At 44.1% G+C, this 14,400-nt stretch carries 5 protein-coding genes; all 5 read left to right on the top strand.

Annotated features, from left to right (window positions below):
• On the top strand, positions 1 to 2,138 hold a 2,138-nt coding region (locus BACCELL_RS04335; RefSeq protein WP_007210349.1), incomplete at its 5' end, for a SusC/RagA family TonB-linked outer membrane protein.
• A 12-nt stretch (positions 2,139 to 2,150) separates the two neighbouring features.
• Positions 2,151 to 3,674 carry a RagB/SusD family nutrient uptake outer membrane protein gene (locus BACCELL_RS04330; protein WP_007210348.1) on the top strand — a complete coding sequence of 508 codons (1,524 nt, stop codon included), beginning with the start codon at positions 2,151 to 2,153 and terminating at the stop codon, positions 3,672 to 3,674.
• Positions 3,675 to 3,774: 100 nt separating this feature from the next.
• Positions 3,775 to 6,147, top strand: coding sequence for a hypothetical protein (locus tag BACCELL_RS04325; protein ID WP_157133878.1), 2,373 nt, complete (start codon positions 3,775 to 3,777; stop codon positions 6,145 to 6,147).
• Positions 6,148 to 6,226: 79 nt separating this feature from the next.
• Positions 6,227 to 10,267, top strand: coding sequence for a hybrid sensor histidine kinase/response regulator transcription factor (locus BACCELL_RS04320; protein WP_007210346.1), 4,041 nt, complete (start codon positions 6,227 to 6,229; stop codon positions 10,265 to 10,267).
• Between the two features lie 100 nt (positions 10,268 to 10,367).
• Positions 10,368 to 14,390, top strand: a complete 4,023-nt coding sequence (locus tag BACCELL_RS04315) for a fibronectin type III domain-containing protein (RefSeq protein ID WP_044153325.1) — start codon at positions 10,368 to 10,370, stop codon at positions 14,388 to 14,390.
• The last annotated feature ends 10 nt before the right edge of the window (positions 14,391 to 14,400 follow it).

Raw genomic sequence — 14,400 nt, 5'->3', positions numbered from 1 at the left:
ATGCTTCTGCCGGATACCTGAACCAGGAAGGTATCGTAAAACATACCGGATACGAACGTTTCAACTTCCGTATCAACGCTTCAATGAACATTAACAAACACATCAAGGCCGGTGTGAACTTTGCTCCTACCATTTCTTCACAGGACAGAGGTGAGTCTGAGGGTAAGGATAAAGTTATCATGACTGCCCTGACCATGATTCCTACTATCGGCATCAACGAAGGTACCCGCTCGCTGGGTTTCAGCAAATTCAGAAAGGATGACGTTAACCCATACGAACGCCTCAGACAGGTTACCGATAGCAGAAATATCAAGAATTTCGACGTTGCATCATGGGTAGAAGCGAATATCATCAAAGGACTGACTTTCAAGTCTATGTTCAACTATAGTTCTGAAAACCGCATCGATGAATATTTCCTCCCGCTCGACGTACAGAAAATGTCCGTAAAGAGCGCTACTGCTTCAAGCAAAGTGATCTCCGGCAGCCGCACCGGATGGCAAAATACATTGAGCTATGACTTTACTCTCTGGAAGAAACATCAGATGAATGTATTGTTAGGACAAAGTATAGAAAACCGCAGCATCTATACTGCCGATATGAAAGCTACCGACTTCCCGCTGGATAACGTTCCTACCTTGAACCAGGGAGCCACTCCGAGTCAGGCCAGCACCCTGAAGAATATTGTTCGTACGGCTTCTCTTTTCGGACGTTTAAGCTACAACTATGATGATAAATACTTAGTATCTGCATCTATGCGTCGTGACGGTTCTTCCCGTTTCGGTCCTTCCAATCGCTGGGCTACTTTCCCCTCCGTATCTGCCGGATGGAAAATCAACAGTGAAGAATTCATGAAAGACATAGAATTCATCTCCCTGTTAAAGCTCCGTGCTTCCTGGGGTATGTCCGGTAACGACCGTATCGGCTACAGTGACTATGTTTCTACCTTCACTACCGGAAATGTCGCTTACGGAAATACTTCACAAATAGCCATCTACCCGACTAACTATGCCAACTCGGATTTGAAATGGGAAACGACCAAAGCATTCGACTTCGGCTTCGACCTCTCCCTGTTCAAAAACCGCATACAGTTGAACGTAGACTATTACATCAACCGCACGGACGACTTGCTGTATAATTTGCAACTCCCCGCTGCTACCGGCTTCAACAGTATGCGCACAAATCTGGCTTCTATTGAGAACCGTGGTTGGGAAATTGACCTGACAACAACCAATATTAATACAAGATCATTCAAATGGTCGAGCACACTGAACCTTTCCGGAAACAAGAATAAGGTACTGGATTTAGGTGGAAACGATGAAATCATCACTGATGCATGGAACGCACAGTTCATCACGAAAGTAGGAGGTCCTATTTCTCAATTCTATACTTACCTCACAGACGGTTTGCTGACAGAAGCCGACTTCGAAGTAGGTGCTGACGGACGTTATAATCCTAACAAGCCATTGGTTCCTACCGTAAAAGGTAAGAAGCAGAGACCCGGTAACGTGAAATACGTAGACGTTGACGGAAGTGGTTCTATCGACAATGACGACAGAGTAGCTTACGGTTCAAACGAACCTGACGTGATGTTCGGTTTCACTAACAGATTTACTTATAAGGACTTCGAGTTGAGCATATTCCTGCGTGGACAGATTGGAGGTAATGTACTTTGGATTGGTGCCCGTAACCTGGATACCGGCGGTAAATATGGTGCCAACAACACACTGAGAAGATGGTTGCACTGCTACAAAGAAGATTATCCGAACGGTAACCCTATTCCTACTGAACTGGGTGTAGATATGTCATGGGATGGAAAAACACCGACTCCTTACGGTTTGGGTGACAACTCCGAGCAGGACGGACAATTGCACAGAACAGATTTGGAAATCTTTGACGCAACTTTCTTACGCATCCAGAATGTCAGCCTGGCCTACAATATGCCCAAGAAATGGCTGAATGCCTTGGGAATCAAAGCAGCCAAAATTTACGGAACAGTAGAAAACCTGCATACCTTTACCGATTATGTCGGCAACCCGGATACCAATAGCTACAGTACCAATCCGATGCTCAGAGGTGCAGATTACAATACTTATCCGTTGTCAAGAAAATATATATTTGGTGTAAACGTAACCTTTTAATCAGTAACGATCATGAAAATAATAACTAAAATAGTAGCCGTATGTTGCTTGTGGGGGCTATCCTCCTGCGACAGCTATCTGGACGTCAACCAACCGTCTATTTACACAGACCAGAGCTTATACAAGACTCCTGCTGATTGTGAAGCCTCCATTGCCGGAGTTTACTCACAATTACAGACTGTCTATAATCGTAACTATCTGGAAGCAATCGTATTGAGGGAAGACGCTATTAAAAACATGAACAATAACATCACCCGCTTCACGGATACTTCTACCGAAAAAACCTGGGAAACCGCATGGAAATCGCTCTGGGTACTGGTATCACGCAGCAATAAGATATTGGACAACATCGACCGGGTAGTCTTCTCTGATGAAGATCAGAAAAATCATATCAAAGGCGAGGCTTATGCCATGCGCGGACTGGCCTATCTGCAATTCGCCTGGTGCTGGGGAGGTTCTCCACTCATCACTACGGATCTTTCATTGGCCGAATTGCGTAAAGTGAAACGTTCTTCACAGGAAGAGACTTACCAACAAGCAATCAAGGACTTCGAACTGGCTTATGACCTGCTTCCCGAAAAAAGAAGCGGCACAGAAGTGGGACGTATTACCAAATATGCAATGGCCGGTATGCTGGGACGTACTTACCTGTATATGCATAATCCTGCAAAGGCAGTAGAGTGGTTGGAGCTGATAATTGCCAAAGAACCCGCTTTATATAAAATGGCCGACAACTATGAAGATTGTTTCGATGATAAATTCGACAACACATCCGAACGTGTCTGGGAAGTACAATACATGGGCGGTTCCACCGGTAAGGCTTTGGGTATCAGCCAAACGTTCAACAGTATGCTACTCGCTTCCAGTATCAATCTTGAAAAGGATGCTCCGTTCCTACATAATGTTACGTTCAAAGGTCCTTCCGGTACCGCTCAAGTTTCCGAGTCCATCTGGGGTGAAGGGGTTTATGAAGAAGGCGATATCCGCCGGGCCGCTACCATGGTGAACAACCTTTATTACGATAAAGATTACCAGCATGCTGACACTTACACAGCCCGTAAGTTTCTGAAGGCAACGCAGACGAAACCCGGTTCTTATGACGAATGGGGTAATAATATCTCTATTCTGCGTTACACGGATGTCAAGCTGATGTATGCCGAAGCTCTGAATGAAGTGGGCTATGCAGAGAATATCACTACAATCTTATCCATCATTAACGAAGTGCGCAAAAGAGCCGGACTGGAAGCCATCGATGCTACCAGACTGAACAGCAAGCAAGCTACATTCGATTACATCGTTCACGAACGTTTTATCGAGTTCTGTTACGAAGGACTTCGTTGGCCCGACCTGATTCGTTGGGGACTTGCCGAAGAAGCAATGAAGAAACACTTCTCTCTCAAAAACGAAGGCTTCAACACAGCTACCCAAACACCAATGTATGCAATGGAAAAACGTAATCTGCTGGCACCGATTCCACAATCTGAAATCAATGCCTATGGTGACGGAACAATCATGTGGCAAAATCCCGAATATTAAGATTCTGTCATAGAACAAAGGGAGTATACGTATGTTGGGCAAGCCGGAAAATCCGGTTTGCCCACTCTCTTATAATAAACCCTATCAAAAGAAATCCAGTATGATACAGAAATTGTCTGCCTCCATTTTTCTTTGCCTTTGGGGAATTGTTTCGGTGTATGGAAACCTGCATCCCGTGATAGACAAAGATCCGTTGTCCATAGCCGTCGAAGCCTTTGACAACCAGACCCACCCATATAGTAAAGAACGCATCCGAAAGGAAATTCAAAACCGCAATGTCCGTTGGACCACCCACCTGATGACCGCCGCCGGTACTTTCTATGAAGCCACCGGACAGAAACGATTTCTGGATATGTCCGAAGAGATTTTCAGGTGTGCCGTCACTGCCTGGGAAAAGGACGAACAGTTGATGCGGGGACGGGATGATTTCTTCTCTACCCGCAACGTGGCAGCCACCTACAAATTACTTAAAAAAGAAGGACGCCTGAAAGGAAACGAAGCCCGGAGAATTGTGATTCGTTTTGCCGACCTGCACTTCGAACCGCATTTCATTACCGATCATAATCAGGGACAGGAACGTGCTTTAGGCTTTACCAGAATGTATAACCTTTTTCCGGATGCTCCCAATGCAAACCTGTGGAAAGCCTATACAGATACGATGTGGAATTTCTGGTATGCCAATAAGGATGTGGACGAGACCGCTACTTTATATTCAGCCATCCACTTAAACGACATTATCACCATCGCACAGGAAAGCGGACGGACCGAATTGCTACAGACTCCCGAAATAGAACAATGGTTTTCACGCTATCTTCACCAACAGGCTCCCAGCGGTTACATGCCGGAATATGGAGATGACTTCTTCTTTGCCTATTTTGAATGGATCGTAGTCTTTGAAAAGATGGCCCGCCTGACAGGTAATGCAAGCTATCAGAAAGCTGCCCGCAAATTATATAAAACAGGACTTCCCAATTTACCCGAAAAATACACTAAACGAGGCTGGTTTCTACGGGATGCCTGCGAATGGGCTTCGATTGCGGAAATAGCCCTGTTACCGCCATTCATTCCAAAGACTTCTACCCCGGATTGGGGTGCCATGGTGACAACACGCACTAACCGGGAAGGACAAAGTGGTATACCGGACCAGCTATTGCTAACAGCTTCACACGTTCCGGGTACTCCTTTTGTCATGAGTGATCTTTATGCTGAAGGTTCTCACAAACATCCGAATCTGCGCGGAACCATCAATTATTTTGAAACCGACTGTTGCCCGCACTTTCACGGCGTGCAACGTCATGCTACGGATATGCGTCATGGCAACACCGTGATCCTGATGAAAGAAGAAAGCAATGGTTTCCCATTCGGTGAAGGCTCCAATCGCTGGCTGACCAACCGTTGGTTTACAGACTGGATTGACTTCAGCTCATCCACACATATATCAGAAAGTGATCCGCAAATGAGGGGATTTCAAAGCATCACTTTCCGCTTTCAGAATGGACAGCCGGGCGAAGTGATCTGCATTGATAAGGTTCGGCTACGAGGCAAGGCCGGAGAAAAGATTCTGCATGATTGCAACACATTGGATGCATGGGGAAACGGCGTAGAGCTTGCAGACAATGAGAAAGGCGGAAAGATGATACGTATTACTTTGAAAGATAACAGTATTCATTTTATTAATCTGAAAGTGGCGGCAGATTTCAGTTTGAATGATTACCGGTACATTGGTTGCGATTGGAAACATTACACGACTGATGACAGAATCAAATCTCCCATGAGTTTCAAGATTAGAGCCTACAACAAGATCAGAAAACCAGTGGAAGACTATGTACATGAAGAAGTGGGCGTGCTGTTCAATCCCAATATCGTGCGGACAGCCAAAGTTGTAAATAAAGGTAAAGACTCATACGGTGAAGTGATTCTGGACAATCACTGTGTCGATGGTTCTACTCTGCAACGACGCATGGTATTGACAGCCGAAGGTATCCTGATATTACAGGATCATCTGATTCCCGGTGAAGATACCGAAGGATACACGGCAGGCAGTATCTGGCAGTTATATCAAATGGATGAACGGGGTGAAAACTGGTTCAGTACTCACGGAGGGAAGAAAATATACAGGGACACTCCAAACGCAGGTCAACCGTGGAAAGACGCATCCGGTAATGAAATAGAGAAAAGGCAATTACTGGTCTATTTTGAAAAGCAGCCCGACCGCAGTTACGGATTTCAGAAACAAGAATATACGATACAACCCACCACAGTCTTCTCCAAGCAGTGTGTCACTCCATTCGAGCCTTTGACATTTGTTACTGTAATCGTGCCCTACAGCATAAAGGAAAAGGCCGCTGATATCGCACAGTCTTTATCCGCACGGACCCAGGATGGATACAGCACCGTTCAAATAAAAAACAACAAGGAAGAAATCACCGTTCAAATAAACATGAAAGGGAGTTGGAATGTATCCCGTAAATAGCCATATAAAAAGCGTTGACGCTTGCATGAATTGCATATTTTGCATTATCTTTAGGGGCTCAATTTATAACTTGAATTTTATGTTTCCGAAGATAATGCAGAATATCGCAAAGCATCTATTTATCTTGTTCATACTCTCATTAGGGTATATTAGCGCATCGGCACAGAACATTACGCTGAATAGCTACTCTGTAAAGGATGGATTATCAAACAGCACTGTAAAAGCTATCTGCCAGGACGATAAAGGTTATATTTGGATCGGTACCAAAAACGGTTTGAACCGGTTGGACGGTTACGAGATAAAGAACTATTATCACCTGCCCAGCAAAGAAGTCAAGCAGCCTAACGATATTGTGAGTATCACGCAACTATCGGACGGCCTCTTCTGGATCGGTACCTTCAGTGGAATCGTTCTCTTCGACCCCATGCAGGAAAAGTTTATCGATTTACAGGAGCGGTATACAGGAAAAGAATTTCCCTCGTCCGTGATTGTAGGCCTGCACGAAGATCCTAAAAAAAATATCTGGGTAGCTACCAAACAAGGATTATATGTTTTCAAAAGCGACGGAACGTGTTCATATGTGAAAGATATGCGTGATACCTATATTCACATGATGGCTGCCGCGAGCCCGTATGCTCTGTTGCTGGATGTGGTGAATCAGGGGCTGGCACTTTATAACGTAAGGACTGAACGCTACAAGATTTTACACAAAAATGAAAAACGTTTCTCCTTAATGAAAGGATTTACAGATAGTAAAGGACGCATCTGGCTCGGAGAAGAGCTAAAGAATTTCTACCAATACTTTCCTAAAGAAGAAGAAATCAGGCCAATTTCATACACGGTTCATCCGGATGTTCCGATAGAAAGCAATTACATTCATGACATCACGGAATATAATGATTCCACCCTGCTGCTTGCAACCGACCGGGGATTGGTGGCTTATGACATTAAGCACTCTTTCTTTTATACCAAAGTAGATCAACACCTTGCTATAAGGGATCGCCTGATGACAGTCTATAAGGATAATCAAGGAGCATTATGGATAGGTACTTTCAGCCAGGGAGCCATTTATTATCATCCCAAGCTGTTTACTTTTACTCATCATTCTTTAACATCCTCCTCTCAGCAGACCACCGGAATCCAAGTAGTAGGTTCATTATCCGAATCACAAGGTAAATTATGGATCGGACATAGCAAGGGGCTTATAGCCATGGATGTAAACAATCCGAAGCATATAGAAGAAGTAAATATATCCGGAGGTAATTCTCCCAAACACGATACGGACTTATACTATGTTTACCGAAATTCACCAGACGAGCTCTACCTCTATTTCTTAAATATGGGAGTTTATTCGCTCAATCTGAGAACCCGTTCCATAACCAAAGTGATTGCCTCAATGAGCGGTGAAGAACAAATCCGTGCAATGGCAAGAGATGCGGAAAACCACTTATGGATAGCAGAAGATGACCTGTCTTACTGGGATGAGAAAACGCAAAAGCTGGACCGGAATCTATCGACCAATTATAATGCCACTACCCGGTATATGTTGACACAAGATATTCTGCGACATGGAGATGACATGATAGTGGGAGTTCGTACCAATGGTTTATGGATATTCAGGCATCAACCTGAAAATCCCGAACACTACTTTAAAGGTGAACGGACCACCTTCGAGGAACTGAATGACAAGAATATAAGTGTGCTCTATGAGGACCATGCCAAAAACATCTGGATCGGCACTTATGACAACGGATTGTATAAATGTAATCTGGAAAAACAGGAAATACACCATTATAACAAAGATAACGGATTAGTACACAATTCTATCTGTGCCATTCTGGAAGATCGTACCAGCAAGGATATATGGGTATCTGCCATCAACGGATTGTCACAGATCAAGCCGGATGGGATCATCGTTAATTTTACCCGTGGCAACGGCTTTCCTTTAAATGAAGTTTCGCACAAGTCACTGTTGCAAGCCAGTAACGGACACATCTATATAGGTGGTAACAACGGACTGGCGGAACTGGACCCGACACGTTTGTCTCATGACAGAGAGACAGCACCTTTGGTACAGATATCCCTGGTGGAATCACTAAATTCTAAAAATGCACCCGGCCATATTGAAATCAATAACTTCAATGAAGGAAACAAGGTTGATCTGCCGTATGATAACTCATCCATACGAATCAAATACTCTGCGCTCGACTTTATCTCTCCCAAGGGATACAAATATGCTTATCAGCTAAAAGGGCTGGATAAAGAGTGGCATTACATTGAAAATAATGAAGTAATATACTCCAATCTCCCTGCAGGTAAATATATTTTCAGTATCAAGGCATGCAATAACGAAGGAATCTGGAGCACGGTAGAAACAACCATTATCATATCAGTACATCCTGCATTCTGGGCCACCTGGTGGGCAAAGACCCTCTACATCTTATTCATCATCGTCTTTCTGGCAGTATTAGCACGCTATTTTTATGAAAAGAAAACAGCCAAGTACAAACGCCAAATCGAACAGATAGAAAAAGAGAATATCGAGAAGAACTACCAGATGAGGATTGAATTATTCACTAATTTCTCTCACGAACTCCGGACACCGCTCACATTGATAACCGGTTCGGTGGACGATATCATCAATGATGAACAGCTTCCTTCGGGTTTAAAATATCCGATGAAACAGATACAAAAGAACGCAAACCGCCTGCTGCTTCTGGTGAACCAATTGATGGATTTCCGCAAATTAGAACATGGAGCCATGCAACTGAAACTAAGCAGCCTGAATGTACCTGTATTCATTACCGAACAGATTGATAGTTTCTCCGAATTGCTGAACAAGCATGAACTTACCATTTCGTACTCCAACAACTATTATGGCAACAATTTGTGGGTAGATGTAGACCTGATGAGTAAAGTAATGTTTAATCTGCTCTCGAATGCAATAAAACACTCTTCCAGAGGTGGAAAGATCCAGTTAGAATCCAACATGGAGGAAAACAGCGTTGTTCTTTCCGTGAAAGACTTCGGGGAAGGTATATCTCCTGAGAATCAAAGCAAGGTTTTCGATCCTTTCTTTCAGATAGGAAACGGCAACAAAGGTGGAATGTTCGGCAGTGGCATCGGACTTAATCTGGTGCAATACGTGGTTAAACTGCATTTCGGCAAGATATGGCTGGAAAGTACGCCCGGACAAGGAACGACGTTCTTTATACGCCTGCAACTGGGAAAGGAACACTACGCCAATTCCAATGTAATCTATACTGACCAGGCAATTACCCATACATTGAAAGTAGAAAAGAACAGTGTATTGTCCGTAGATCCGGAATATCACCAGCAAATACCCGAAGATTCTGATAATCGCCTGCGGATTCTGGTAGTGGAAGATGACGAGGACATGCGCCAATACATCGTTTCCAAACTATCCAAGACCTACAATGTGCAGGAAGCTCCTGAAGGGAAAAGCGCCATACATATAGCCAGAGAGCAGATGCCCGATCTGATTATCAGTGATATCATGATGCCCGTAATGGACGGATTGGAGCTCTGCCGGGCTATAAAAAATGACATGGCTTTAGCTCATATTCCGGTAGTCCTGCTAACAGCAAAAAGCCTGGAAGAGCATGTAAAAGATGGATATCAGGCTTTAGCTGATGACTATATATTAAAGCCATTCAATGCGCAAATACTACTGGCTAAAATAGAAAGCCTCATCAAAAATAGAGAAAAACTGAGAGACTTGTTCTGCCAGAAGTTAGAGAGGACGGAAGTTCCTGTAGAGGAAATCACAGTAGAGGACCCATTCATGCAAAAACTGGTAGAATTAATTACAGAAAATGCACAGGATCCGGAATTATCCATGGAAGTTCTATATAATAAATTAGGTATGAGCCGTACACAATTCTTCCGGAAAATTAAGGCAATATCCGATTTATCACCCAACAAACTGATCCTAAATATCCGGATGAAAATGGCTGTGGAAAAATTCCAATCCGGAGGCATGACCATTGCAGAGGTTGCCTATGAAGTGGGCTTTTCCGATCCGGCTTACTTTAGTAAGGTTTTTAAATCTGTATTCAATCAAACTCCTACCGAATATATCAAGAATATTGGTAAATAATCGGTCGCAGGTCTAAAATACAAGTCTTTGACACTATTTTCATAGTCTGTCAAAGGCTTTTCGCCTAAGTTTGCAAAAAAATCAGGTAAAGTTTATGACCATGAGAAACCACGTGATTGCATTATTACTAATACTATTTTTTGCAAATACAGGCTTTGCACAACAGGCCATCGTATCTAGGGAGAAGCCGCTGAATTTCTCCCGGAAAGATTGTATAAACCTGTCTATATATGATTGGCCCCGTACTCTTTTAAGCTATCCGATTTACTTTCCGGAAGGAATACAGTCCGAATCGGAACTGAGCCTTTCCGATAATAAGCAGAACCGTTCTGTTCCATTCCAATTATCAGACAAAGTCATTGAAAAAGGGAAACTGAAATCTGCCGTTATAAACTTCTTCGCAGAGTTACCAAGCGGAGGGGAATTCAACTATACATTGTATCTTCGGAAAAACAATGCCTCCCGGCAAAGTTCACCTGTTACACTTCAGAAACAGGCGTCAACCTGGCTGATCAGTGACGGAAACTTCGGTGTGGAAATACCTGCCGGAGGAATCAATCCGGGGCACACAATTCCCGCTCCCATAATCTCCATATTGAACGATCATCAAAAGATAGGCAATAACAAGCTACACACCGGACAGCGCACTGTAAAAGAGATAAAAACATCCGTTTTAGAATCAGGCGACTTGTTTATAGAATGTGGAATACATTATATATTAGATAACCAGGCTTCTTATTATGCCAAGGTAAAAGTCATACAAGGTTATCCCTTCGTCATCCTCGACGAACAAATGGAGAATATATCAAACCAGGATGAGGTGTTTATAGATATGGAATGGGATAACTTCCATCCTACGCGCCGTTATGGCAACTGGGACAGGCAAAAGGAAGTATCAGTAGACGGAGGTTTGCCCATCGACCAACCCATATACACCAACTGGAGCCAGGAAGATCCGCACTGGACAGGAATGGGCTGGATAGAAGAACCCGATAAGCAAATGTTGTATCGCCTCTTACCCTTCGGAGGAAATTCAACACGCGAACAGGTTCCGGCAATCTCTTTCTGGGAAACTCAGGATGCAGCCAGAGAATTAGGCGTATTTGTATATGACCATAATCGCTGGGATGATCAGCAATACGGAATCTGGCAGCCCACTCCGGATCTATCTGTATATTTCCGTTATGCAGGTCAGAAATTATATTTCAAGTATCCGCTCCATTCCGGCAGCCGGTCCACGGCCATAACTTTATATACAATTGAAAAGAAACAGGGTATAGTTGACAAATTCAATAAAAGCATTGACGAAATAGCAGTCAAGGGTGGTGCAGACCATTCGGATGAGATGGGCTTCCGCTACGCTATGCTATTACACCGTCAGTATGCGCTATTAAATTTAAATAAGGTGAAAGATTGGATTCTGGAGTATCCGGCACATGCAAAACATCCGGATACTCCTTTTACAGGGAAAACAGGTTCACCCACTGCCGAACAATTCTATCAGCAGATAATAACCTCTCCAATGGCTTATTATATGACAGGCTTAAATGGATTTCCCGGCATTCATTCCATTTCTCACCGCCCGCTTTTCGGCAGCTGGATAGAAGATTACCTGGCACTTTACAAACAACTGACCACGGAACAAAAGCAGACCGTAGACGGCCTGATGCTCATATCCGCTTACATCAATACACTGGAAGCGATGAATACCATCCGCACTTCATTAGCGGGAACCGCTAATATGGCAGCAGACGGCTGGGCAGTACCGGGGCAGATGTCTTTCCTCTACCCCGAACACCCGATGGCCAAAGAATGGGCGGATTTCTTTGAAAAAACACTGGAAATATACGGTATCTTCTATACACGTCCTGAAGTAAAAGCCTTCGAATCCAAAGGAGGACGTTGGGTAGAAAGCCTGGGTATCTATAATTGGGCTTTCTTACGTCCCACCTCAGCTACCAATATCGCACTGAAAGAGTTCGATGGCAAAAACCGTTTTGCTGGAAAATACATGGCACAACGGGGACACTGGATGCTGGACATGATGACCGCTCCCATTCAATACAAAGAAAAGATGGAAAGAAGTTATCCACCCCATGGGGCTCACGGAGGGGGACGGATTGTTCCACGCTATTGCTCCGTTTACCAGTTGGCCGACTGGATGCAATACTACGATCCGCTCTTAGCTGAAAATCTATATTGGACCGGCAAGATGGGGCCGGGTGTTGAAACCAAAGATACACACACCAATTGGGGGAATGTCCATCAGAAACAATACCCTTCCCATAACATGGGAACCAATCCGCATTTAAGAAGTACGAAATATACCGGACACGGCATTGTTCTGCGTGCAGGAGTAGACACAGACGAAGAATTGTCCATTCACTTAAACCAGGTGGATAAAGGCCCTAACTATCGTTGGGGACATCAGGGACAAGGTAACTCCGGCGGACTTTACTTCTATGCAAAAGGTAAAATATATACGGGGCATGAAAACGAAGTGGTAGGTGACCATGTACAAAATAATCTGGATGGCATCACTAACTTCGGAGTAATGAAAAACGGGGCTTTCTGTAACATCGGAATGAACGAACTTGTGGCTCCACTTTATGACCTGGATATAGTGCAGCTGGCAGAACTCCGTTCCGCTAAAGGAAAAGACAGTTTTGCCTGGCCGGAATATTTATCACGCAGCATCCTGCTGGTAGGTACAGATTACTTCCTACTCTACGATCAGACCGGAACGAATTGGAGAGCAGGTGCCCGTTTCTCTTGGTTCGTTCAGAAAGAAGATGAATTTCCGCAAATCGTTTTCTTTGGCAAAAAAGCACGCCCGGATCATTGGACCAAAGGAGAAACCAATCATTCCAAAGGTTTCTACCGGGATGCGGACGGTTCGCTGCTGACATTGGTTTCACACAAGAAAGGAGATATCAACGTTCTACATGGGAAAGTTGTGAACCCGGCTTTGCTGGCCCATACAAGCATTTACGAATTTGTACCCAAATCCCCAAATGCACCATCTAATATATTGTACATCAAAGCTCCTCACAGTACTGATGTTATCTTCCGTGATGGAACAGGAATAAGCCATCAGTCAGAAAAGGAATCATTCACCGGAGAGGCCGGAGTAATCCGCCGGATGGATAATGGAACCTTGCAACTTGCTTTAATGAAGGGTACACTTCTTTCTGCCGACGGTTTTTCGATCGAATTGTCGGACGCCGGTACGGCAATTGCCATGACCCGCACAAACGCCAACAGTTGCAAAGGACGCTATAAGAGTGATGGAAAAGCCAGATTAACTCTAAAAGGAATGTCCGGCGGAAAATTATATATCGACGGTATCGCACAACAGGGAACAAGCAATATCTCTTTGCCCGTAGGAGAGCATCACATAGAGTATGCACGTGAAGTTACTCCAATGCCAACTGATATTATCGACACAGAATATACTCCTAACGGTACACTTATTTATCTGGATATACCTGCATCAGCCAAAAAGGTAAAAATAGAAACATCACGAGACAATGGGCAAACATGGACGGAGGTAGGCACAACCACCCGGTCAGTATACAAACTGGCTCCGCAACCTGCCGGAAAGATACATGTACGGGCTCTGTCTGTAAACGGAAAGCATACGGCCGTCTTTGCCCAAGAGTATCCGGTTTATACCACTAACCAAGCACCACATTACCCGGAAGGTCTGCACCTGAATTTAGACAAGGGGAAGGTAGACTTATCATGGGGAAAAGTATTAGGTGCACAGAAATATCGTATATACCGGAGAAAGGCCGGTGACAAAGATTTCACACTTATATTTGAAGGTAAAGCCAATCAGTATACAGATATGGAAGCTGCCGGAGTCATCAAAGCATGCCGATTCCCCGGTAAGTTAGACAATCCGACTCTTGATGCCGGTTCGTTTACAGTCTATGAATATACGGTTACCACTGTGAACGGGTATGGCGAAAGCGTACAGTCTCCTATCGCCGATACACATCCGGCATCCTGGGCTAACTGGTATCCGGATACCGAACTGAAATACAAGCGTACCTCTGCATTCTGGATGGAACCTTATGTACCTTCATTCATGACACCTGAGAAATATTATCCGAACTAACAATATAAAA

Origin of the sequence: Bacteroides cellulosilyticus DSM 14838 (assembly GCF_000158035.1) — a bacterium.
In the GTDB taxonomy this organism is placed as follows: Bacteria; Bacteroidota; Bacteroidia; order Bacteroidales; family Bacteroidaceae; genus Bacteroides; species Bacteroides cellulosilyticus.
The sequence above is the reverse complement of the archived record's forward strand: the minus strand, read 5'-3'. Positions and strand labels throughout refer to the sequence as shown.